The following is a 22,103-nucleotide window of genomic DNA, read 5'->3' on the forward strand; positions in this document are numbered from 1 at the left end:
CGTATCTTCATTGCACGCCGCGACTCGCGACACCGGAAAGCTTCCGAACACGTTTATATTACTTCGCTCACAGGTAGCTGCGACTTATTTTCACGCGGGCGCTGGTAGCCGATCTGTTATGTTCAACCGGCAGGTGCGCTGCGTTTAGCGAAGTACATTTGAAGACATTTCGAATTTTTGCAGCCCGTTCTTTTGGGACGATTGCTCGCAACTTGGTTCTTCACATTTGATTTGCTGGAGGTCGATATGCCTGGAAGCCCCAACATTCTCTATGACGACCGCGGTCACGCGCGGCATTTCATGTTCACCGACGACATGGCAGAGACGGCTACCGCTGCCGCCGCCCCCAGGATGGGAGCAGCAACCCCGCAGGAAGCGGCAAAGCAGTTCCTGCTGGATCACGCGGACCTCTTTCAGCTTCCCCAGACCATGACGCGATCGATGGACGTGCGCGCCGCGATCGCCCCGGTCGCCGAAGACGAGGCGCTTCGTTTCGAATCCGAGAAGCATGCGATGGATTCGACCGTCGTCAGCTACAACCAGACCATGTTCGGCCTGCCGATCTATCAGGCCGGCGTGTCGGTCGTGATGCGCGGCGCGGACAACCAAGTGAAGGCCGCGACCTCGACGCTGCACTATGACGTGGCCACCGAGCCCCCGGCCGACACGCTGACGAGCAAGAGCGCGCTCGACACGGCAGCGAGCGGCGCCCATGACGATATCGTCCGGGCCGCATTCCCGAACGCAGACGGCCTGCGCATCAACCGCACGCGCCTGCTCGTCTATCAGTACGATCCCAAGGAGCGCATTCACCAGGAGATCGGCGAGCGCGGATTTGGCGCCGAGCCTCCCACTCTCCCCCTTCCGCCTGTCCCGTCCGACATCGTTCCCGAGAAGCACTACGTCGTGCTCGAGGCGCTGTTCTCGATGGCATTGCCGAAATGGGGAACATTGAACTGGCGGGCCTTCATCGAGCCCAAGCGCAAGACCGTCCTGTTCCTGCGCGCCCTGGTCGACGGCGTGACGGGGCTGGTATTCGACCGCGACCCCATTACCAAGACGGGCAACCTCGCCAACCTGCCAAGCGCCCCGGCCGCGACGCTCGATCCCCTGCGCGATACCGTCGCCCTGGTCGACCTCTCGCCGCCGTTGGGCGGAAACCAGAGCCTGACCGGAACGTTCGTCTCGATCACAAATGTCGATCCACCGACGCCGGCGATCCCGACGACGACGGCACCTTTCAATTTCGCCTACGTCTCGCGCACCGACAATTTCGCGGCCGTCAACGCTTACTACCATTGCGACCGTTTCTTCCGCACGGTGCGTGACATCGGCTTCAACATTCCGAGCTATTTCGACCACACCTCGTTCCCAGTGCCGGTCGATCATCATGCGCTCGGCGACGTCATCAACGCGCAGTGCCGGGGCAATGCACTCGGCAACGGCATCGGCTCGGTGGTGTTCTCACTCGCCGCGCTCGGAGCTCCGCCGATCGGCATCGCGGCCGACTGGCGTGTCGTGCTCCACGAGCTCGGCGGCCACGGCATCCTGTGGGACCATGTCGACTCGCCCAATTTCGGCTTCTCGCACAGCGCCGGCGACAGTATCGCGGTCATCCTGAATGACCCTGATACGCACGCCCCGGACCGCTTCGTCAGCTTCCCCTGGGTCAATATCGGCCGCAGGCACGATCGTCCGGTCGCGGGCGGATGGGGATGGGGCGGCGCCAACGATCTGAACGGCTATTTCAGCGAGCAGATCCTGGCGACCACGCACTTCCGTCTCTATCGCTCGATCGGAGGCGATTCCGCCTCCCTCGCCCGCAAGCAGTTTGCCGCCACTTCGGCCGTGTATCTCATTCTGCGCGCGGTCGGCCAGCTCACGCCGGCGACCAATCCGCCCAACGCGCTTGGGTGGGAGCAGCAGCTCGAGATCGCGGATGCCGGGGTCTGGACGCGAACCAGTCCTGCGCAGGTCCATGCCGGCGGCGCCTATCACAAGGTCATCCGCTGGGCCTTCGAGAAGCAGGGCCTGTTCCGGCCCGGCCCGCCGCCGACCGTCGAAGGCCTGCCGCCGCCGGTCGACGTTTACATCGACGATGGCCGCCACGGCGAATATCCGTTCCAGCCCAACCACTGGAGCTGCACCGACATCTGGAATCGCCGCACCATCGGCGCGGGTGGCGGGGTGCATCAGGAACCGATCGTCGGACAGACCAACTACGCCTATGTCCGGATCAAGAACCGCGGCACGCAGGCTGCGACCAACGTCGTGGTCAAAGGCTTCCACTGCAACCCCGGGGCCGGTCTCGTCTTCCCGACGGACTGGACTCCCATGGCCACGCCGCAACTGGCGGCACCGAACCTCGCGGCTTCGGACGCCGTCGGCGTCGTGGTCGGCCCGTTCAAATGGGTGCCTTCGCAGGTCGGCCACGAATGCATGTTCTTCAGCGTCTCGGCCAAGGGTGACGCCGGCAATATCGACGGCGCCATCACCGGACCGATCCCCGAGTGGCGTCTGGTGCCCCACGACAACAATCTCGGGCAGCGGAACGTGCACCCGGTCTCGATCCACCTGGTCAAGGTCCCCTGGGAGAAGCTGCCGTTCTGGATTCGCAACCACGGCAGGGATCCGGTGCGCGTCAATGTCGAGATCAAGTTGCCGGAGTGGCTCGCCAAGCTCGGCTGGAAGTTCAGCGTGCCGCAGATCCAGCGGGCGCAGCGGCTCAAGCCGGACGAGATGCTCAAGGTCAACATGGCCGTCAGTGCGGGCAAGGAGTTCGACCTGGCCACGCTCGGCCAGGAGAAAGATCACGACATCGTCGTGACCGTCCTGCACGACGACATGCCGGTCGGCGGGATGACCTTCCGCATCAGCAAGGAAGCCCAGGATGCGGTCGACGTGTCCGCGAGCAGCCGCTCGGGAACGAAGGCCGCAGCGAAGGGCAAGAAGAAAGCTGTATCGGCCAGCAAGGCCGCGCCGACGCGGCGATCCAAGGCAACACGCAAGCGCTAGCGGCTTGCAGCGCGCCTGACGGACGGCACGTCTGACAGACAAAGTGCGGTGGCTCGCTCGAGCCACCGCACTTTTTCGTCGGGCCGCATCGGGCGTCCGTTGATTAGCGTGCTCAGCCTTCCTTAAAGCCGTATTCCGGCACGTTGCCGCTGGCGCCGTAATATTTGTACGGCAGGAATTTGCCGCTCATGGTGATCTTGACGCGGTCGCCCTTGGGATTGGCGACGCGCTCGATCGCCATGTCGAAATCGATCGCCGACATGATGCCGTCGCCGAATTCCTCCTCGATCAGCGCCTTCCACGCCGGGCCATTGACCATCACCATCTCGTAGAAGCGGTAGATCAAGGGATCGGTCGGCGGCATCGGGGTGCCGGTGCCGCGCATCGGCACCTCGTTGAGCATGGCGGTCTCGGCCTTCGACAGGCCGAACAACTCGCCGGCGTTCGCGGCCTGCGGTTTTGTCAATTTCATCTGGCCCATGATCGCGCCGACGATCAACACCTCGGAATAGCCGCCGATCTTTTCGCAGATGTGTTTCCAGCTCCAGCCCTTCTCGCGCTTGATGTCGAGCAGCTTTTCGGTGAGGTCTTCGCGTTTCATGTCAGGGGTCTCCTTCCGGCTGTTGCGTCGCGCCATCGTCTTGCTCCCGGCAAGGACGACAGTCGCAACTTCGCTTGTGCGCTATTGGATTTGCACGAAACGTGCCAGCAAAATCGTGCGCGAGACCGACGCACAGAGTAGCGAAATAGATCTAACGGTTGGCCGATGTCTCGCTTACAAGAGTCTGCAGCCGATCCAGATCCACGGTGATGTCCCGCTCGACATCCGCCGCTCGCATCTCGATCACCCGATAGTCCCGCGCCTCGAGCCACGTCCGCCGCGCCGCTCGATCGGCGACGATGGTGTCGCTCTCGGCCGCGTTCACCAGCTCGATCGCGATCCGATGCACGAAGGAGACGAAATCCGGAATGTGCCGGCCGACCGGGGTCTGGCGCTTGAACTGGCCGGCGAAGCGGCGGTCGCGGGTCAGCGCCTGCCACAGCAGGCGCTCGGCATCGGTCGGATTGCGGCGGAGCAGGCGTGCGAGGCCGCGCACCGTGCTGCCGCTATCGGGGACACCACCCTGCCCATGCTCGGCGAGCAGCGCCCGCAGCCGCGTCGTCTGCGCGCCGTCGAGCACGCCGCCCTTGGCCGGCCCCTTTCGTCCTTCCGCGATGGCCATGATCACCCCGTGCAGGGTGTGCATGTCCTGCTTGGTCGGATCCATGCGGGTAAAGATGTTGCGCAGGTTCACCAGCATGGTGTCGCGCTTCTCGGGCGGGCGCAAGAATTCGACCTGGTCGAGCTCGCGCACGAGGTTTTCGAAGAAGGCCTGGATCTGGTGCTGGGAGGCGCGCTCGGAGCGCTCCGGCATGGCGTGGGGCAGCGCCCCGGATGTCATCCGCTTGAACCATTCATAGCCGACCAGCAGCACGGCCTGGGCGAGATTGAGCGAGGCAAAACCCGGATTGACCGGGAAGGTGATGATCCGGTTGGAAAGCGCGACCTCCTCGTTGGTCAGGCCCCAGCGCTCGCGCCCGAACAGGATGCCGGCCCTTCCGCCGGAAGCGACGTGGCCGGCGATCTCGGTCGTGGCCGCCTCGGGGCCGACCACCGGCTTGGCCTGGTCGTGGGCCCGGGCGGAGGTGGCGAACAGGAGGTCGAGGTCGGCGACCGCTTGCTCGACCGTGTCGAACAGCTCGACCTTTTCCAGGATATGGTCGGCGCCGGCGGCGGCGCGCTGCGCGGCGACGTTGGGCCAGCCGTCGCGAGGGTTGACGATGCGCAGGCGGGTCAGCGCAAAATTGCCCATGGCACGTGCGGCCATGCCGATGTTTTCGCCGAGCTGCGGCTCGACCAGGATGATGACGGGGCCGTCCAGGGTGAGGCCGGTCTTGCTCTTGTCAGTCCCCGACATCTCGCTTCGCTTTCACGCTCGTTCTCAAGGCCTTGCGCAGGCGCTCTTAGGAATTGATTCAAGCGGGCAGAGGTGCCCGTGCCGCCTCGTTTGCCTGTCCCGGAGAAATTCTCAAGCGAAATCACGGGTTAGAATCGGATTTTGAATCTCGTCTGAAACGTCAACCCTGGGCCGTTTCAGGCCCGGCCGCGACTGCCCATCTGCGGATGCAGGATGGGCTAAAAGTGCATAATCACTTGGCTTTCGCCCGCCGTTCGGCAGTGCTATGAGGCGGCGGATCATTTCCATTCCCGCCGCAGGCGCTGTTCCCAAGAGGGCTTTCCCGATCATGGCAAAAATCAAGGTGACCAACCCCGTCGTCGAGCTCGATGGCGACGAGATGACCCGGATCATCTGGCAGTACATCAAGGACAAGCTGATCCATCCGTATCTGGACATCAACCTGATGTATTTCGACCTGGGGATGGAGTACCGCGACAAGACCGGCGATCAGGTCACCATCGACGCCGCCAACGCCATCAAGAAGGTCGGCGTCGGCGTCAAGTGCGCCACCATCACCCCGGACGAGGCCCGGGTGAAGGAGTTCGGCCTCAAGGACATGTACAAGTCGCCGAACGGCACCATCCGCAACATCCTCGGCGGCGTGATCTTCCGCGAGCCGATCATCTGCAAGAACGTGCCGCGCCTCGTCCCCGGCTGGACCAAGCCAATCATCATCGGCCGCCACGCCTATGGCGACCAGTACCGCGCTACCGACTTCAAATTCCCCGGCAAGGGCACGCTGTCGATGAAATTCGTCGGCGAAGACGGCACCGTGATCGAGAAGGAGGTCTTCAAGGCCCCCGGCTCCGGCGTCGCGATGGAGATGTACAATCTCGACGACTCCATCATCGACTTCGCCCGCGCCTCGCTGAACTACGGCCTGATGCGCAACTATCCGGTCTATCTCTCGACCAAGAACACCATCCTCAAGGTCTATGACGGCCGCTTCAAGGACATCTTCCAGGACATCTACGACCGCGAGTTCAAGAAGGAATTCGAGGCCAAGGGCCTGACCTACGAGCACCGCCTGATTGACGACATGGTGGCCTCGGCGCTGAAATGGTCCGGCGGCTATGTCTGGGCCTGTAAGAACTACGACGGCGACGTGCAGTCCGACACCGTCGCGCAGGGCTACGGCTCGCTCGGCCTGATGACCTCGGTGCTGCTCACCCCCGACGGCAAGACGGTGGAAGCCGAAGCCGCCCACGGCACGGTGACCCGCCACTACCGCGAGCACCAGAAGGGCAAGGAGACCTCGACCAACTCGATCGCCTCGATCTTCGCCTGGACCCGTGGCCTCGCTCACCGCGCCAAGCTCGACAACAATGCCGAGCTCGCGACGTTCGCGACCACGCTGGAGAAGGTCTGCGTCGACACCGTCGAGGCCGGCTACATGACCAAGGACCTCGCCCTGCTTGTTGGCGCCGACCAGCGCTGGCTGTCGACCACGGGCTTCCTGGACAAGGTCTCGGACAACCTGACCCAGGCGCTGGCGAAGTAAGCGGCATCCGCATTTTCGCCCGACTAGGGTCGGAGATCATCGGGGGCCGCGCCTTTGGCGCGGCCCCTTTGTTTTGGACGTCCATTGCGCGGAGACCGACCATGTTCATCAAGTTCGCCATCCCCTGCCTGCTGCTCGCGGTCACGACCGGAGCGGCCGGCGCTGCGGAGACACTCCCAGACGCCATTGCGGCGGCCGGCGAGACCGTCGTGCTCAGCGTCCACGCCGAGGGCGCACAAGTCTACGAGTGCAAGGCCGGCGCCGACGGCAAGCTCGCCTGGGCCTTTCGCGAACCGGTCGCGACCCTGCTTGCGGACGGCAAGACCGTCGGCCGGCACTATGCCGGTCCCAATTGGGAGCACGCCGACGGCAGCGCCGTCGTCGGCAAAGCCATTGGCAACGCGCCGGGCGCTACGACGGCCGACATCCCCTGGCTGAAGCTGGAGGTTGCCTCACGGCGCGGCAGCGGCGTGCTCACGCCGGCCACTACCGTCCAGCGCATCAATACCCATGGCGGCAAGCTCGAGGGCGCTTGCGAAAAGGCCGGCGAGTTCAAGAGCGCGCCCTACTCGGCCGATTACATTTTCCTGCGCAAGGGCTGAGCGCGCGATGTAGCCTGAGCCGCACAGCCGGCGAACGGAGACCTGTCGATGCTCTTCATGGTGATCGAGCGCTTCAAAGACCGCGACCCGATCCCGGTCTATCGGCGCGTGCGCGACCCCGGGATCAAGTTTCCAGACGGGCTCAAATATGTCGGGAGCTGGATCGAGCCGAATTTCGACCGCTGCTTTCAGCTCATGGAATGCGACGACCTTCGGCTGCTCCAGGAGTGGGTGCTCCTGAACAACCGTGATCTGGGCATGACCTTCGAGATCGTCCCGGTCGTGCCGAGCACGGAGACGCGCGAGGTCGTCGCGCCGTTTCTCGATCCAAACTAGTTTTCGTCAGCGGTCCGCGACTTCGCGCTCCGCCTGCTGCAACTCCGCGGCCGCGAGGTCGCCGCTCTCTCCGAGCCGCGCCTCCGCGGTCCTGCGCACGTGGGCGGCGAGCGTCGGCATGCGCTCGATCAGCGCGTGGAAATCCTGCGCATCCAGGATCAACAGCCGCGTCTTCCGCGTGGCCTTCACGGTGCCGCTGCGCTTGGTCTTGTGCAACAGCGCGATCTCGCCGAAGAACGTGCCGTCGGCGAGATGGACCTGCTGGTTCGGCAGCTCGATCTCGACCTCGCCCGCGGTGATGAAATACATCGACGAGGCGGCATCGCCGCGCCGGACCAGAATCTCGCCCTGCTCGATGGTCCGTGCCCTGAGCAGCCGCATGATGTCGGCGATCTCCGAGGCCGTCAGGTGCGAGAACAGCGGCACCCGCGCCAGCATGCCCCAGGTGACGACGAAGTCGCGCCGCCTCACCTCCTCTGCAAAGGCCGACGAGATGATCGCGACCGGCAGCGCGATCATGGCAAAGCCCGAGATGATGGCGAACACGGAGACGAATTTTCCGAGCGCCGTGACCGGCACGACGTCGCCGTAACCGACCGTGCCGAGCGTCACGATCGCCCACCACATCGCCTGCGGGATAGTGCCGAGCTTGTCCGGCTGCACATCGCGCTCGATGGCGTAGAGCAGCGAGGCGAAGGTGAGAACCACGCCAATCAGGATGACGACGCAGCCGATCAGCGCGCGCCGCTCGGCATGAACCGCCGCAAGCAGCGAGCGCATGGCCGGCGAATAGCGGATCAGCTTGAAGAACGGCAGCACACCGAGCGCAGCCAGCGTCGCGTGCCGGCCCGAGGCCAGCACGATCGCGGCCGGCAGAAACGCGAGGAGGTCGATGATGCCGAGCGCGGAGAAGGCGTAGGACAGCCGGTCGGCGAGCGCTGAGCCCTTGCGCGGCGTGTGGCCCGCAACCGCCCACATCCGCGCGGCATATTCCAGTGCAAACACAATGATGGACAGGATGGTGATCGCCGAAAACAGCGCGTCGAACTGCGCATCCAGGTCTGGTACCGAGGCAAGGATCATCGCGACCACATCAAGCACGATGACGCAGATGATCACCTGGATGAAGCGCGATCCGACCGAATAGGCCAAGGGATCGTGCTCCAAAAGCTCGTAGAGCCGATCCCGGAGATTGGGATCATGAGGCGAAGGTTTGCGGGGAAACATTGCCACCGGCGCTATCCGCCATTCATTGGGCTAGTAGGTTGTACCGGGCGCCTGACACCAACACCCGAATTTCGAGCAGGTCCAGCGATAGCCAGGCGAGCATTTGCGCGACGCATCTGCCTGGCTGAAACGAACACCCGCCGGGCTTCCCATCCATCGCTGCGCGTCAGGTCCAGATGAGGACGAGCCCCACGCAAAGGCATCGCAAATCAAGCCCAGCGAGAGAACGACGGTCGCGACAAATCTTACCCACATTGCTGCCTCCCCCTCTGAAGAGACGGCGGCAGAGTCTACGCGCCCGCCATCGCTTTTTCGATCGCCGACAGCGCTGCGGCCGCGTTGGCCCCGTCGGGCCCGCCGGCCTGCGCCATGTCGGGCCGGCCGCCGCCGCCCTTGCCGCCGAGCGCCTCGGACGCGACCTTCACGAGGTTGACCGCATTGAAGCGCGAGGTCAGGTCGGGCGTGACACCGACCACGACGCCGGCCTTGCCGTCCTCGGTGACGCCGACAATCGCGACGACGCCCGAGCCGATCTGCTTCTTGCCGTCATCGGCAAGGCTCTTGAGATCCTTCATCTCGATGCCTTCGACCGCGCGCGCCATCAGCTTGACGTTGCCGATCTCACGCACGCCCGCGGCCGCACCGTTGCCGGACGACGCGCCGCCGCCCATCGCGAGCTTCTTGCGCGCATCCGACAGCTCACGCTCGAGCTTCTTGCGCTCGTCCATCAGCGCGGTGATACGCGCCGGCACGTCCTCGATCGAGGTGCGTAGCTCGGCGGCCGCGGTCTTTGCCAGCGCCATGGTGTCGTTGGCGTGCTTGCGGGCATGACGTCCCGTGAGCGCCTCGATGCGGCGCACGCCGGAGGCGACCGCACCCTCACCGGTCAGCGTGATCAGGCCGATGTCGCCGGTGCGCTTCACATGCGTGCCGCCGCAGAGCTCGACCGACCAGCCGAGCGCGTTCGTGCCGTGCTCGCGCGCGGTCTTGCCCATCGAGACCACGCGGACCTCGTCGCCGTATTTTTCGCCGAACAGCGCGCGTGCGCCGGCTTCGCGGGCCTCGTCCACGCCCATGATGCGGGTCGTGACCTCGTCGTTCTCCAGCACCACGTCGTTGGCGATGTCCTCGACGCGAGCGAGCTCCTCCGGCGTGATCGGTTTTGGATGCACGAAGTCGAAGCGCAGACGGTCGGGCGCGACCAGCGAGCCGCGCTGGGCGATGTGGTCGCCGAGCACCTGGCGCAGCGCCTCGTGCAGCAGATGCGTCGCCGAGTGATGGGCGCGGATCGATGAACGCCTGGCGTGATCGACTTCGAGCTGCAGCGCGGTGCCGAGCTTCAGCTCGCCACTCTCCACCGTGCCGACATGGACGAAGAGATCGCCAAGCTTCTTCTGCATGTCGGTGACGCGGAACTTGATGCCGCCCTCGCCGGTCAGCACACCGGTATCGCCGACCTGGCCGCCGGACTCCGCGTAGAACGGCGTCTGGTTGAGCAAGATCGAGCCGGTCTCGCCGGCCTTGAGGCTGTCGACCTCCTTACCGTCCTTGACCAGTGCTGCGACCACGCCTTCGGCGCTCTCGGTTTCGTAGCCCAGGAATTCGGTGGCACCGAGCTTCTCGCGCAACGGGAACCAGATCGCTTCGGAAGCCGCCTCGCCCGAGCCCTTCCAGGACTCGCGCGCCTTGGCCTTCTGGCGCTCCATCGCGTCGGTGAACGAGGCCTGATCGACGCTGATGCCGCGCGACTTCAGCGCGTCCTGGGTCAGATCCAGCGGGAAGCCGTAGGTATCGTAGAGCGTGAAAGCGACGTCGCCGTCGAACATGTCGCCCTTCTTCAAGCCGGCGCTCTTGTCGTCGAGAATGGCAAGGCCGCGCGACAGCGTCTTGCGGAAGCGGGTCTCTTCCAGCCGCAGCGTTTCCTCGATCAGCTTTTCCGCGCGCACCAGCTCCGGATAGGCCTGGCCCATCTCGCGGACCAGCGCCCAGACGAGACGATGCATCAGCGGCTCTTTCGCGCCGAGCAGCTGCGCATGGCGCATCGCGCGGCGCATGATCCGGCGCAGCACATAGCCGCGGCCCTCGTTCGAGGGCAGCACGCCATCGGAGACGAGGAAGGCCGAGGAACGCAGATGGTCGGCAATGACCCGGAACGAGGCCACGGTCTGCTCATTCGGTCCGTTGCCGAGCGCGGACGACGTCGCGTCGATCAGATTCTTGAAAAGATCGGTCTCAAAGACGCTGTCGACGCCCTGCAGGATGCAGGCCATGCGCTCCAGGCCCATGCCGGTGTCGATCGAAGGACGCGGCAGCGGCTGGCGCTCCTCCTTCGTCACCTGCTCGAACTGCATGAACACCAGATTCCAGAACTCGAGGAAGCGATCGCCATCCTCCTCCGGGCTGCCCGGAGGTCCGCCCCAGATGTGCTCGCCGCGATCGATGAAGATTTCCGAGCACGGACCGCACGGACCGGTGTCCCCCATCGCCCAGAAATTGTCCGAGGTCGGGATGCGGATGATGCGGTCGTCGGAGAAGCCCGCGATCTTCTTCCACAGGCCGGCCGCCTCGTCGTCAGTGTGATAGACGGTGACGAGCAGCTTGTCCTTCTTGAGCCCAAAATCCTTCGTGATCAGCTTCCAGGCCAGCTCGATCGCGCGCTCCTTGAAGTAATCGCCGAACGAGAAGTTACCGAGCATCTCGAAGAAGGTGAGATGGCGCGCGGTGTAGCCGACATTGTCGAGGTCGTTGTGCTTGCCGCCGGCGCGCACGCATTTCTGCGACGTGGTGGCGCGCTGATAGGGCCGCTTCTCAACGCCGGTGAAGACGTTCTTGAACTGCACCATGCCGGCATTGGTGAACATCAAGGTCGGGTCGTTGCGCGGCACCAATGGCGAGGACGCCACGATCTCGTGGCCGTTCTCGGCAAAGAAGTTCAGAAAGGTCGACCTGATCTCGTTGACGCCGCTCATGTTCATCCAATCGGGTGTACTTGGACCCGCAACACGCCATCCAAACCTGGAACCAAGGCTGATCTCTACGGGTCAAAGGCTTTTAGACATTGCGGGCCGCGCTGTCCAGAAACTGTGCAAGGAGATCAGAGGGTTGCCGCAACAGCGTAATCGGTAGTTGATAGATGCTGCGACGCGTTGACAGGCTTGGCGGCGCCGTGGTTCTGTCCTATCTGTATCGTACGGCCACGTCGGGAGAGACCGGCATTGGGTGCCGGCGCCGAAGGAGCAACCGCCCCGGAAACTCTCAGGCAAAAGGACCGCGTGGCTTTGACAGCATCTGGAAAGAGGCGCCCTCGGGTTTCGGCCCGCTGAGGCGTCCGCCGACGGGATAATACTCTCAGGCACAGCGACAGATGGGGCTTCGACTGGTTTCCACGGGGAATCATCCCTGGGGAACCGCGAGGGCCCCTGTGATGCTTGCGCGCGACGTCCAAGACTCCCTGAAACGTACCCCGCTCCACGCCCTTCACGTGTCCCTGGGCGGCAAGATGGTGCCGTTCGCGGGCTATGAAATGCCGGTGCAATACCCGGCCGGCGTGCTGAAAGAGCACCTGCATACCCGCTCCTCTGCGGGGCTGTTCGACGTCTCCCATATGGGCCAGATCGCGCTGCGGCCGAAATCCGGGAGGATCGAGGACGCCGCAAAGGCGCTGGAAGGGCTGGTGCCGCAGGACATTGTGGCGATCCCGCAGGGCCGCCAGCGTTATGCCCAGTTCACAAATGCGGACGGCGGCATTCTCGATGATTTGATGGTCGCCAATTTCGGCGACCACCTGTTCCTGGTCGTCAACGCCGCCTGCAAGGCCGAGGACGAGGCGCATCTGCGCACAAACCTCTCGGACGACTGCCTCATCGATTCGCTCAGCCAGCGCGCACTGATCGCGCTGCAGGGGCCGAAGGCGGAATCGGTGCTGGCGAAATTGTGTGCAGAGGCGCCCTCCCTGAGGTTCATGGACGCCGGTCCGCGCAAGGTCGACGGGATCGACTGCTTTGTGTCGCGCTCGGGCTACACCGGCGAGGACGGGTTTGAGATTTCGGTTCCCGCCGCCGACGCCGAGCGGCTGGCGAAGACCTTGCTGGCGGATAGCGACGTGCTGCCAATCGGGCTCGGCGCGCGCGACAGCCTGCGGCTCGAGGCCGGGCTTTGTCTCTATGGTCACGACATCGACACCACGACCACGCCGGTCGAGGCCGCGCTGGAATGGTCGGTGCAGAAGAGCCGCCGCACCGGCGGCGCGCGTGCCGGCGGCTTTCCGGGCGCTGAAAAAATTCTCGGACATTTCGACCAGGGCGCAACGCGCCGCCGTGTCGGCCTGAAGGCCGAAGGCCGCGCGCCGGTGCGCGAGGGCGCGGCGCTGTTTGCCGATACGACAGTGAGCGAGCCAGTTGGAAAAGTCACCTCGGGCGGTTTTGGCCCGAGCCTGAATGCGCCCGTTGCGATGGGCTATGTGCCAACAGCGCTGAGCGCGCTCGGCACGACAATTTACGCCGAGGTGCGGGGGCAGCGGCTGCCGCTCACTGTTGCCGCCATGCCATTCGTGAAGAACACCTACAAACGCTGAGGAATGACGATGACCACGACGCTGTACACCTCCGACCACGAATGGCTTGTTATCGACGGCGACGTCGCGACCGTCGGCATCACCGACTATGCGCAGTCGCAGCTCGGCGACGTCGTGTTCGTCGAGCTTCCCAAGGTTGGCCGCGCGCTGAAGAAGTCCGAAGCCGCAGCCGTCGTGGAGTCCGTCAAGGCCGCCTCCGACGTCTACGCGCCGATCTCTGGCGAGGTGCTCGAGGTGAACCAGGCGGTCGTCGATGAACCCGCGCTGGTGAATTCGGATGCGGCCGACAAGGCCTGGTTCTTCAAGATCAAGATCTCCGACAAGGGCGAGCTCGGCGGGCTCATGGATGAGGCCGCCTACAAGGCGCACACGGCTTAAGGACAATGGAGCAAGCGATGACAGCGCAGCGCAAATCCAACGGCGACACCGCCGCCTCCTTCGTTCGCCGCCATATCGGCCCCTCCTCGCGCGACGTCACCGCAATGCTGGAGACGGTCGGCGCCAAGAGCCTCGACGCGCTGATGGCGGAGACGCTGCCCGCTTCGATCCGGCAGGCCGCTCCGCTCGATCTCGGCAAGGCACTCAGCGAGACCGAGGCGATTGCGCATATGAGCGAGCTTGCCGCGCAGAACCAGGTGTTCACCTCGCTGATCGGCCAGGGCTATTCCGGCACGATTTTGCCGGCGGTGATCCAGCGCAACATCCTTGAGAACCCCGCCTGGTACACGGCCTACACGCCGTATCAGCCGGAAATCAGCCAGGGCCGGCTGGAGGCGCTGTTCAACTTCCAGACCATGATCTGCGACCTCACCGGGCTCGATGTCGCCAACGCCTCGCTGCTCGATGAGGCGACGGCGGCCGCCGAAGCCATGGCGCTCGCCGAACGCCACTCGCAGGTGAAGGCAAAGGCCTTCTTCGTCGACAAGGACGTACATCCGCAGACGCTTGCCGTGCTGCGCACCCGCGCCGAGCCGCTCGGCTGGACCCTGATCGTCGGCGATCCCGCGACCGACCTGGAGAAGGCGGATGTGCTCGGCGGCCTCCTGCAATATCCGGGATCCTCGGGCGCCTTGCGCGATCCGCGCGCCGCGATCGGGACGCTGAAGGCCAAGGGCGCGCTGGCGATCCTTGCCGCCGACCTGCTGGCTTTGACCGTCGTCGCATCGCCCGGCGAGGTCGGAGCCGACATCGCGATCGGATCGGCGCAGCGCTTTGGCGTGCCGATGGGCTATGGCGGCCCGCACGCGGCCTATATGGCGGTGCGCGATGCGCTGAAGCGTTCGCTGCCCGGCCGCATCGTCGGGCTGTCAGTGGATTCGCGCGGCGCGCCGGCCTACCGGCTCGCGCTGCAGACCCGCGAGCAGCACATCCGCCGCGAGAAGGCGACCTCCAACATCTGCACCGCGCAGGTGCTGCTTGCCGTGATCGCCTCGATGTATGCGGTCTATCACGGCCCCGAAGGGCTGACCCAGATCGCGCGCACCGTGCATCGCCGCGCGGCGGCGCTGGCGGCCGGCCTGCGCAAGCTCGGCTTTGCGCCGCAGTCGGAGAGTTTTTTCGACACGGTGACGGTCGATGCCGGCGCCAAGCGCGACGAGATCGTCACGCGCGCGCTGGCCGAGAAGATCAATCTCGGCGTCAGCGGTGCCGGTCTTCGGATCGCGCTCGACGAGGCCACGACGCCGGCGACTGTCGAGGCGGTGTGGCGCGCTTTCGGCGGCAAACTGTCTTACGCCGAGATCGACGCCACCACGCGTGAGGCGCTGCCGGATCAATTGAAGCGGACGAACCCGTTCCTGACCCATCCGGTGTTCCACGCGCACCGCTCGGAAACCGAGATGCTGCGCTACATGCGAAAACTCAGCGATCGCGACCTCGCGCTCGACCGCGCGATGATCCCGCTGGGATCCTGCACCATGAAGCTGAACGCGACGACCGAGATGATGCCGCTGACCTGGCCGGAGTTCGGCTCGCTGCATCCCTTCGCACCGCGCGAGCAGGCAAAAGGCTATCACGCGCTGTTCGCGCGGCTGGAAAATTGGCTGTGCGACATCACCGGCTATGATGCGATCTCGCTGCAGCCGAACTCAGGCGCGCAAGGCGAATATGCCGGGCTTTTGGCGATCCGGGCCTATCACGCCGCGCGCGGCGAAAGCCATCGCAAGATCTGCCTGATCCCCTCCTCCGCGCACGGTACCAACCCGGCTTCGGCCGCGATGGTCGGCATGGACGTGGTGGTCGTCGCCTGCGAGAAGAACGGCGACGTCGACGTCAACGATCTCCGCGCCAAGGCGGAGGCGCACAAGGACGATCTCGCCGCTGTCATGATCACCTACCCCTCGACGCACGGCGTGTTCGAGGAGCACATTCGCGAGATCTGCGACATCGTACATGGCCATGGCGGCCAGGTGTATCTGGACGGCGCCAATCTCAACGCACAGGTCGGTCTCTCCCGGCCCGGCGATTACGGTGCCGATGTCAGCCACCTCAACCTGCACAAGACGTTTTGCATCCCGCATGGCGGCGGCGGCCCCGGCATGGGCCCGATCGGCGTGAAGGCGCATCTGGCGCCGTTCCTACCCGGCCATCCTGCGGCGCATGCGGACGCGCCGGTCGGCCCGGTCTCGGCCGCGCCGTTCGGCTCGGCCTCGATCCTGACCATCTCCTACATCTACATCCTGATGATGGGCGGCGATGGATTGAAGCGCGCGACCGAGATCGCGATCCTCAACGCCAACTACGTTGCGGCAAGGCTCGAGGCGCACTTCCCGGTGCTCTACAAGAACGCCAAGGGCCGCGTCGCGCATGAATGCATCGTCGACCCGCGCCCGCTGAAAACGACCAGCGGCGTCACCGTCGACGACATCGCAAAGCGCCTCATCGACTACGGTTTTCACGCCCCGACCATGAGCTTCCCGGTGCCGGGCACGCTGATGATCGAGCCGACCGAGTCGGAATCGAAGGCCGAGCTCGATCGCTTCTGCGATGCCATGATCGCAATCCGGAAGGAGATCGCGGAAGTGGAAGGCGGCCGGTTCAAGATCGAGGCGTCGCCGCTGCGCCACGCGCCCCACACGGTGCACGACATTGCCGACGATGCCTGGGCCCGCGCCTATACCCGCACCGAGGGCGTCTTCCCCGCGGGCACCTCGCGCACCGACAAGTACTGGTGCCCGGTGGGCCGCGTCGACAACGTCTATGGCGACCGCAACCTGGTGTGCTCGTGCCCGCCGGTGAGCGACTACGCGCAGGCGGCGGAGTGAGACGTTAGAGGCAAATTGACCTCTCCCCGACCGGGGAGAGGTCAAAAGTGTCGAAAACAACCCCATGCAAAGTAGCCGGCGGGAATCGGCGCGGCGCCATGTGGGCGCGACGAAACCGTTGATGCGTCGGGGCAAATAGGCGACCTCACGCAAATCGTCACCGCAGAGGCTCTCTGGACACGAAAACGGGCGCTGATGACGTCGGCAACTCAACGTCCTCAGCGCCCGCTCCCTCGCGAAGCTCTATTTCGGTAAACCCTACTCCTCCGCGGGCTCGTCCCCGTCGGCGTCGCGCTCGGGGCTGCCGGCAAGGATCTGCTCGGCGATCAGGCCGGAGTTTTGCCGGATCGCGGTCTCGATCTTGGCGGTGATGTCGGGGTTGGCCTTCAAAAACGCCTTTGAATTCTCGCGGCCCTGGCCGAGACGCTGGCTGTCATAGGAGAACCAGGCGCCGGATTTTTCGACGATACCGGCCTTGACGCCGAGGTCGAGGATCTCGCCCATCTTGGAGACGCCCTCGCCGTACATGATGTCGAACTCGACCTGCTTGAAGGGCGGCGCCAGCTTGTTCTTCACCACCTTCACGCGCGTGGTGTTGCCGACCACCTCGTCGCGCTCCTTGATCGCGCCGATGCGGCGGATGTCGAGGCGGACGGAGGCGTAGAACTTCAGCGCGTTGCCGCCGGTGGTGGTTTCCGGCGAGCCGTACATCACACCGATCTTCATGCGGATCTGGTTGATGAAGATCACCATGGTGTTGGACTTGTTGATGGACGCGGTGAGCTTGCGCAGCGCCTGGCTCATCAACCGCGCCTGCAGGCCCGGCAGCGATTCGCCCATCTCGCCTTCGAGTTCGGCCTTCGGCACCAGCGCCGCAACCGAATCGATCACCATCACGTCCACCGCACCCGAGCGCACCAGCGTGTCGCAGATCTCCAGCGCCTGTTCGCCGGTGTCGGGCTGGGAGATCAGGAGCTCGTCGATATTGACCCCGAGCTTGCGGGCATAGACCGGGTCGAGCGCATGCTCGGCATCGATGAAGGCGCAGATGCCGCCCTTCTTCTGCGCTTCCGCCACCGTGTGCAGCGCCAGCGTGGTCTTGCCCGAGGATTCCGGCCCGTAGATTTCGACGATCCGCCCCTTCGGCAGACCGCCGATGCCGAGCGCGATATCCAGCCCCAGCGAGCCCGACGACACCGCCTCGATGTCCATCGAACGGTCGTTCTTGCCGAGCTTCATCACCGAGCCCTTGCCGAACTGCCGCTCGATCTGGGAGAGCGCGGCAGACAGAGCTTTACTCTTGTCCATGGAAGATCCTTCGACGATACGCAGCGCAGTGGCGGACATCAGGTGGTGCTCCTTATGGCGGGGATTCGCTAGGGGGACAAACGGTTGGCGAAGCTGGCCGGCGATAAAAGAACCGTACCCTATTTGTTCCTGGTTCGCAATATGTTCTTTTTGGTCGTGCTGGCCTGCTTTTTGGCAGTGGCCTAGTTTGCCTTAGCGATGTTCAAGCTGATCGCCATTGAAGATGTGCAACATGCCGGAGAAGGCAGGATGGTCTGCCTCCACTACATAACGAACGGCCCCGGCTCGGTTTGTAAAAACCGACACGATGAAGCCCGGATATTCGTAACCTGAGCGCTTCTTTACTCGGTCGCCTACTTTGAAAGGTAAATCTGTCATTTTATCCCCTGTGAACAGTTCGATGGCGTCATGAGTGGCCTATTTCGCATCTGCGAGTGGCCTGTTTCGGCCAGTACCGATCCGGGGGTAGCGTCCTAATTCTCCTCCGCGAGTGTCGGTTTCCGAACCGACGGTTGCGTCCGAATCGGCCACATTGCCCTTATCCGGGATTTTGCCATCCTTCCCGGGGCTGGAACAACGTCGCCCGCCATATTGCAAGCGGGCGACGTTGTTGTTTGTGGGGTGTCCCAATCTGCCTCTGCGGGTCTCCTAATTAGGACAGCACCGGCCTGGGGCTGTCCGTATTTACCCCCCAGTGTCCTAAGTCGAATTATCGACTGTCCTAATTCGCTTTTTGACTCGCGAAACTGTTCCGTTCGTGAAACGCTAACCCCTGTCACCGAGCGGCCCTTGGCAACTATCGGTGATGAGAACGCCCCCATCACAGCGCTCCCGCCCCCCCAGCAGGGAGCAGCGCGATGACGGAGCGTCGGCGTCGTTTCAGGCAATTGCAGCCTCTAGAAGAACGCCTTGCCGCCGAGGCGGCCAAACTGCGCGAACAGGCCGAACTTCTTCCACCCGGTCATCTCCGGGACGAAGTGCTCAAGAAGGCCCGGCAGGCTGAAACCGGCTCACACATGAGCGGATGGCTCAACTCGCCCGGATTGCAGCCGCCGAACTAGCTTCAGAAAATTTCCAAACCTAGCGACGGTGGTTATGACGAAGCCCGGCGACCGCGGGTAAGCACCCGGTGAGGGCCGCCTTCCTAGATCATGTTCGAACGTGAGATGCTTTGCTGATTAATTTGCCAGCAAATGAGCGAACGTGACGACAGTTACGGTTCTGTCCGGTCCGGAGCGGCGGCGGCGGTGGACCACTGCCGAGAAGCTTCGGATCGTGGAGGAGAGTTTGGTGCCCGCGGCTAGTGTTGTCGAGGTTGCGCGCCGTCATGATGTTCACCCTAATCTACTCACCGTTTGGCGCCGGCAGGCGCGCACGGGAGTCCTTGCCAGCGAGCCTGAGCCTCCGTCGCGGCAGGATGATGAAGTCCGCTTTGCGGCGGTCTCTGTTACGCCAGACCGACAGCCGTTGACGGCGCCCTCCGGGGCCTGCGGTGCGATCGAGATCGAGTTCGCGGCCGGGGCTCGGATGCGGATCACCGGCGCAGTCGACGCGGCGACGCTGAAGGCAGTAGTGGCGGCGCTGGCCGATGGAGCGGCGCGATGATCCCGTTTCCGGCTGGCGTGCGGGTGTGGCTCGCGACCGGCTACACCGACATGCGGAAGGGCTTTCCGTCGCTGGCCTTGCAGGTCCAGGAGATTCTGCATCGCGACCCGCTGAGCGGCCACCTGTTTTGCTTCCGTGGACGTCGCGGCGACCTGTTGAAGGTGATCTGGCATGACGGCCAGGGGGCCTGCCTGTTCACGAAGCGCCTGGAACGCGGCCGTTTCCTGTGGCCGAGCCCGGCCGATGGCGTGGTGACGATCTCGTCCGCGCAACTCGGTTATCTGTTGTCCGGCATCGACTGGAGGCACCCACAAGAGACGTGCCGACCGACGTCGGTCGGTTAGTGGTTTTTGCTTGCGGATGACGGTGGATGTGATTCCATCGTGTCGTGACCGCCTCTGAATCGCTCCCAACCGATCTCGCCGCTGCGCATGCGATGATCCTCGCCGAGCGCGCCGCGCGCCTTGAGGCGGAAGCCGCTGCGGCAAGTGCCCAGGCGGATTTGTCCAGCATCGAAGCGCTGATCGGCCGTCTCAAGCTCGAGATCGAGAAGCTGCGTCGCCAGTTGTACGGCAGCCGCTCGGAGCGCAAGGCCCGCTTGCTGGAGCAGATGGAGCTACAGCTTGAAGAGCTGGAAGCAGCTGCCACCGAAGATGAACTGGCGGCCCGGAACGTAGCGGCCAGGACCCAGATCGTCCAGTCGTTCCAGCGCAAGCGACCATCCCGCAAGCCATTCCCCGACCATCTGCCGCGCGAGCGCGTCGTAATCCCGGCGCCCGCGAGCTGTCCCTGCTGCGGTTCGGACAGGCTGTCGAAGCTCGGGGAGGATATCACTGAGACACTGGAAGTGGTTCCGCGGCAATGGAAGGTCATCCAGACGGTGCGCGAGAAGTTCTCGTGCCGGGCCTGCGAGACGATCACCCAGCCGCCGGCACCCTTCCACGTGACGCCACGCGGCTTTGCCGGGCCCAATCTGCTGGCCATGATCCTATTCGAGAAGTTCGGCCAGCATCAGCCCCTCAATCGGCAGAGCGAGCGATACCGGCGCGAAGGCATCGATCTCTGCCTCTCGACGCTGGCCGACCTGGTCGGTGCTTGCACGTCGGTGCTGCAGCCGCTGCACACATTGATCGAGGCGCATGTGCTCGCTGCCGAGCGCCTGCACGGCGACGACACTACGATCCCAATCCTGGCGAAGGGGCAGACGATCAAGGGCCACATCTGGACCTATGTCCGCGACGACCGGCCCTTTGGCGGCCGCGCGCCACCGGCAGCACTCTATTACGCATCCCGCGACCGGCGGCGCGAACATCCGCTTCGGCACCTTCGAGACTTCGCCGGCATTCTGCAGGCCGATGCTTATGATGGATACAATGAGCTCTACGAACCGTCCCGCGCGCCTGGGCCGATCGCATCGGCGCTGTGTTGGGCCCACGCCAGGCGGCAGTTCTTCGATCTGGCGGACATCGCGGCTAATGCTCGGCGCGGCAAAAACGCGGCCGCGATCTCGCCGATCGCGCTGGAGACGGTCAGGCGTATCGACGTCCTGTTCGATATCGAGCGCAGCATCAACGGCCTTACGGCGGATGAGAGGCTCCGCATTCGCAAGGAGAGAAGCGCGCTACTCCTGACGGAGCTGGAAGCATGGCTACGCGAACAGCGCTCCCGCCTCTCGCGATCAGCCTCGGTCGCCGAACCGATCGACTACATGCTCAAGCGTTGGGACCGATTTGTCCGCTTTATCGACGACGGCAGGATCTGCCTGAGCAACAACGCGGCCGAACGCGCCTTGCGCGGATTTGCGCTGGGACGTAAGTCCTGGCTGTTCGCGGGGTCGGATCGCGGGGCGGACCGCGCCGCAGCCATGGCAACGCTGATTATGACGGCTAAGCTCAACGATATCGACCCGCAAGCTTGGCTCGCTGATGTGCTCGCCCGCATCGCCGGCATCCCCCAAAACCGTCTTGCTGAACTGCTGCCGTGGGAGTGGAAATGCGCTGCGCCAGCTGCCGTTCAGGCGGCCTGATCACTGTTACGCCGGATCAAAGCGACCACCTCGAAGGATAGCAAGAAGATCCGTGTCAGCGCAGGCTGGCCGGTTCGATCGCGGTCTCGGCGTCAGCGGTATCGGCGTGGATCGCCTCCCGGATCAGCCGTTCTGTGGTCTGCTCGAAATACAGCCAGAGGTCCGTGTGCAGGTCAGAAAATTGCCGCCACACCACGGTATCGAAAAAGCGTCGCGGCGCCCTGACCATGATCGTCGTCGCGCGCTGCCGCGGATATCGGAATGGCCGAATGCCGTAACGCCGGCACAAGGCGATGAACAGCCGGACCGACCATTGGTCTGGTAAGCTGAACTTCATCTCGATGGGGGGATCGCGACGACTGACCTCCTCGAGCTTGGCCTTCAGCCGCTCTGCTGCGGCTTCAGCGGCGTCGCGTTCTCCCGCCGTGGCCGCGCCGAAATACAGCGCCTCCACCTTCTTCAGCCGATCGCGAAGCTGGTCTTCGATCCGCATGCCTTCGCTCCTCAAAGACAACGAGGCCATCGCACGAAACAGGCGTCAATCGCGGAAACGACGTCGTCCACACATCATCGCACCGGAGCCATGTCCTCGCCGCACCGGCTCCGATCAAAAAGAAGAGGCTCCGCGGCCTTGGGCGGATGCTTAC

General features: G+C 64.3%; 18 protein-coding genes and 1 riboswitch. Of the genes, 11 read left to right on the top strand and 7 right to left on the bottom strand.

Going from position 1 to position 22,103, the window contains the following annotated elements; genetic code table 11:
* The first annotated feature begins 246 nt into the window (after positions 1 to 246).
* Positions 247 to 3,015 (top strand): hypothetical protein, encoded by a 2,769-nt coding sequence (locus tag JQ632_RS30880; protein ID WP_212406430.1) that lies wholly within the window; start codon positions 247 to 249, stop codon positions 3,013 to 3,015.
* 112 nt (positions 3,016 to 3,127) lie between these two features.
* Here the strand turns inward: JQ632_RS30880 and cynS are convergent, their stop codons facing one another.
* Positions 3,128 to 3,616, bottom strand: a complete 489-nt coding sequence (gene cynS, locus JQ632_RS30885; RefSeq protein WP_183240316.1) for a cyanase — start codon at positions 3,614 to 3,616, stop codon at positions 3,128 to 3,130.
* Positions 3,617 to 3,767: 151 nt separating this feature from the next.
* Positions 3,768 to 4,973, bottom strand: coding sequence for a TrmJ/YjtD family RNA methyltransferase (locus tag JQ632_RS30890; protein WP_212406431.1), 1,206 nt, complete (start codon positions 4,971 to 4,973; stop codon positions 3,768 to 3,770).
* A 328-nt stretch (positions 4,974 to 5,301) separates the two neighbouring features.
* Here JQ632_RS30890 and JQ632_RS30895 point away from each other — a divergent pair, with 328 nt between their 5' ends.
* From JQ632_RS30895 to JQ632_RS30905, 3 genes are all read left to right on the top strand, one after another.
* Positions 5,302 to 6,516: an NADP-dependent isocitrate dehydrogenase gene (locus JQ632_RS30895; RefSeq protein ID WP_212406432.1), complete on the top strand. Its 1,215-nt coding sequence runs from the start codon at positions 5,302 to 5,304 to the stop codon at positions 6,514 to 6,516.
* A 101-nt stretch (positions 6,517 to 6,617) separates the two neighbouring features.
* Positions 6,618 to 7,118 carry a DUF3455 domain-containing protein gene (locus JQ632_RS30900; RefSeq protein ID WP_212406433.1) on the top strand — a complete coding sequence of 167 codons (501 nt, stop codon included), beginning with the start codon at positions 6,618 to 6,620 and terminating at the stop codon, positions 7,116 to 7,118.
* Between the two features lie 48 nt (positions 7,119 to 7,166).
* On the top strand, positions 7,167 to 7,454 hold the full coding sequence (locus JQ632_RS30905) for a DUF3303 domain-containing protein (RefSeq protein WP_212406434.1): 288 nt from the start codon (positions 7,167 to 7,169) through the stop codon (positions 7,452 to 7,454).
* Positions 7,455 to 7,460: 6 nt separating this feature from the next.
* On the opposite strand, the gene JQ632_RS30910 is transcribed toward JQ632_RS30905, so the two are convergent.
* Both JQ632_RS30910 and alaS read right to left on the bottom strand, forming a co-directional pair.
* Positions 7,461 to 8,681, bottom strand: coding sequence for a cyclic nucleotide-gated ion channel (locus JQ632_RS30910; RefSeq protein ID WP_212406447.1), 1,221 nt, complete (start codon positions 8,679 to 8,681; stop codon positions 7,461 to 7,463).
* 290 nt (positions 8,682 to 8,971) lie between these two features.
* Positions 8,972 to 11,650, bottom strand: coding sequence for an alanine--tRNA ligase (gene alaS / locus JQ632_RS30915; protein WP_212406435.1), 2,679 nt, complete (start codon positions 11,648 to 11,650; stop codon positions 8,972 to 8,974).
* A 221-nt stretch (positions 11,651 to 11,871) separates the two neighbouring features.
* Positions 11,872 to 11,961: riboswitch (glycine riboswitch) on the top strand.
* A 144-nt stretch (positions 11,962 to 12,105) separates the two neighbouring features.
* Between alaS and gcvT the strand changes: the two genes are divergently transcribed.
* Genes gcvT through gcvP form a run of 3 tightly spaced genes read left to right on the top strand, consistent with a single transcriptional unit; the run spans position 12,106 to position 16,517 of the window.
* Positions 12,106 to 13,254 (top strand): glycine cleavage system aminomethyltransferase GcvT, encoded by a 1,149-nt coding sequence (gene gcvT, locus JQ632_RS30920; protein WP_212406436.1) that lies wholly within the window; start codon positions 12,106 to 12,108, stop codon positions 13,252 to 13,254.
* A 9-nt stretch (positions 13,255 to 13,263) separates the two neighbouring features.
* Positions 13,264 to 13,632: a glycine cleavage system protein GcvH gene (gene gcvH, locus JQ632_RS30925; protein WP_212406437.1), complete on the top strand. Its 369-nt coding sequence runs from the start codon at positions 13,264 to 13,266 to the stop codon at positions 13,630 to 13,632.
* A 17-nt stretch (positions 13,633 to 13,649) separates the two neighbouring features.
* Entirely contained in the window at positions 13,650 to 16,517 is a 2,868-nt protein-coding gene (gene gcvP / locus JQ632_RS30930) for an aminomethyl-transferring glycine dehydrogenase (protein ID WP_212406438.1), read from the top strand.
* A gap of 258 nt (positions 16,518 to 16,775) precedes the next feature.
* On the opposite strand, the gene recA is transcribed toward gcvP, so the two are convergent.
* Positions 16,776 to 17,864 carry a recombinase RecA gene (gene recA, locus JQ632_RS30935; RefSeq protein ID WP_212406439.1) on the bottom strand — a complete coding sequence of 363 codons (1,089 nt, stop codon included), beginning with the start codon at positions 17,862 to 17,864 and terminating at the stop codon, positions 16,776 to 16,778.
* A gap of 153 nt (positions 17,865 to 18,017) precedes the next feature.
* Positions 18,018 to 18,203, bottom strand: a complete 186-nt coding sequence (locus JQ632_RS30940) for a hypothetical protein (protein ID WP_212406440.1) — start codon at positions 18,201 to 18,203, stop codon at positions 18,018 to 18,020.
* Between the two features lie 479 nt (positions 18,204 to 18,682).
* Between JQ632_RS30940 and JQ632_RS30945 the strand changes: the two genes are divergently transcribed.
* From JQ632_RS30945 to tnpC, 4 genes are all read left to right on the top strand, one after another.
* A complete protein-coding gene (locus JQ632_RS30945; protein ID WP_212406441.1) occupies positions 18,683 to 18,886 on the top strand; it encodes a hypothetical protein in 204 nt (67 codons plus the stop codon).
* 142 nt (positions 18,887 to 19,028) lie between these two features.
* Positions 19,029 to 19,430 carry an IS66-like element accessory protein TnpA gene (tnpA, locus tag JQ632_RS30950; RefSeq protein WP_212406442.1) on the top strand — a complete coding sequence of 134 codons (402 nt, stop codon included), beginning with the start codon at positions 19,029 to 19,031 and terminating at the stop codon, positions 19,428 to 19,430.
* Positions 19,427 to 19,774 carry an IS66 family insertion sequence element accessory protein TnpB gene (gene tnpB / locus JQ632_RS30955; RefSeq protein ID WP_212406443.1) on the top strand — a complete coding sequence of 116 codons (348 nt, stop codon included), beginning with the start codon at positions 19,427 to 19,429 and terminating at the stop codon, positions 19,772 to 19,774. The genes tnpA and tnpB overlap by 4 nt, the downstream gene beginning before the upstream one ends.
* A 92-nt stretch (positions 19,775 to 19,866) precedes the next feature.
* Positions 19,867 to 21,456: an IS66 family transposase gene (gene tnpC / locus JQ632_RS30960; protein WP_212406444.1), complete on the top strand. Its 1,590-nt coding sequence runs from the start codon at positions 19,867 to 19,869 to the stop codon at positions 21,454 to 21,456.
* A gap of 55 nt (positions 21,457 to 21,511) precedes the next feature.
* Here the strand turns inward: tnpC and JQ632_RS30965 are convergent, their stop codons facing one another.
* Complete coding sequence (locus JQ632_RS30965; protein ID WP_212406445.1) at positions 21,512 to 21,949, bottom strand: hypothetical protein; 438 nt, start codon at positions 21,947 to 21,949, stop codon at positions 21,512 to 21,514.
* Between the last annotated feature and the right edge of the window lie 154 nt (positions 21,950 to 22,103).

Source organism: Bradyrhizobium liaoningense (assembly GCF_018130955.1).
GTDB lineage: Bacteria > Pseudomonadota > Alphaproteobacteria > Rhizobiales > Xanthobacteraceae > Bradyrhizobium > Bradyrhizobium liaoningense_C.

What these genes read in the sequence shown, in the direction of transcription:
- JQ632_RS30880 (WP_212406430.1), top strand. Translation starts at nt 247, where the DNA reads ATGCCTGGAAGCCCCAACATTCTCTATGACGACCGCGGTCACGCGCGG.
- cynS (WP_183240316.1), bottom strand. Translation starts at nt 3,616, where the DNA reads ATGAAACGCGAAGACCTCACCGAAAAGCTGCTCGACATCAAGCGCGAG.
- JQ632_RS30890 (WP_212406431.1), bottom strand. Translation starts at nt 4,973, where the DNA reads ATGTCGGGGACTGACAAGAGCAAGACCGGCCTCACCCTGGACGGCCCC.
- JQ632_RS30895 (WP_212406432.1), top strand. Translation starts at nt 5,302, where the DNA reads ATGGCAAAAATCAAGGTGACCAACCCCGTCGTCGAGCTCGATGGCGAC.
- JQ632_RS30900 (WP_212406433.1), top strand. Translation starts at nt 6,618, where the DNA reads ATGTTCATCAAGTTCGCCATCCCCTGCCTGCTGCTCGCGGTCACGACC.
- JQ632_RS30905 (WP_212406434.1), top strand. Translation starts at nt 7,167, where the DNA reads ATGCTCTTCATGGTGATCGAGCGCTTCAAAGACCGCGACCCGATCCCG.
- JQ632_RS30910 (WP_212406447.1), bottom strand. Translation starts at nt 8,681, where the DNA reads ATGTTTCCCCGCAAACCTTCGCCTCATGATCCCAATCTCCGGGATCGG.
- alaS (WP_212406435.1), bottom strand. Translation starts at nt 11,650, where the DNA reads ATGAGCGGCGTCAACGAGATCAGGTCGACCTTTCTGAACTTCTTTGCC.
- gcvT (WP_212406436.1), top strand. Translation starts at nt 12,106, where the DNA reads ATGCTTGCGCGCGACGTCCAAGACTCCCTGAAACGTACCCCGCTCCAC.
- gcvH (WP_212406437.1), top strand. Translation starts at nt 13,264, where the DNA reads ATGACCACGACGCTGTACACCTCCGACCACGAATGGCTTGTTATCGAC.
- gcvP (WP_212406438.1), top strand. Translation starts at nt 13,650, where the DNA reads ATGACAGCGCAGCGCAAATCCAACGGCGACACCGCCGCCTCCTTCGTT.
- recA (WP_212406439.1), bottom strand. Translation starts at nt 17,864, where the DNA reads ATGTCCGCCACTGCGCTGCGTATCGTCGAAGGATCTTCCATGGACAAG.
- JQ632_RS30940 (WP_212406440.1), bottom strand. Translation starts at nt 18,203, where the DNA reads ATGACAGATTTACCTTTCAAAGTAGGCGACCGAGTAAAGAAGCGCTCA.
- JQ632_RS30945 (WP_212406441.1), top strand. Translation starts at nt 18,683, where the DNA reads ATGACGGAGCGTCGGCGTCGTTTCAGGCAATTGCAGCCTCTAGAAGAA.
- tnpB (WP_212406443.1), top strand. Translation starts at nt 19,427, where the DNA reads ATGATCCCGTTTCCGGCTGGCGTGCGGGTGTGGCTCGCGACCGGCTAC.
- tnpC (WP_212406444.1), top strand. Translation starts at nt 19,867, where the DNA reads ATGATCCTCGCCGAGCGCGCCGCGCGCCTTGAGGCGGAAGCCGCTGCG.
- JQ632_RS30965 (WP_212406445.1), bottom strand. Translation starts at nt 21,949, where the DNA reads ATGCGGATCGAAGACCAGCTTCGCGATCGGCTGAAGAAGGTGGAGGCG.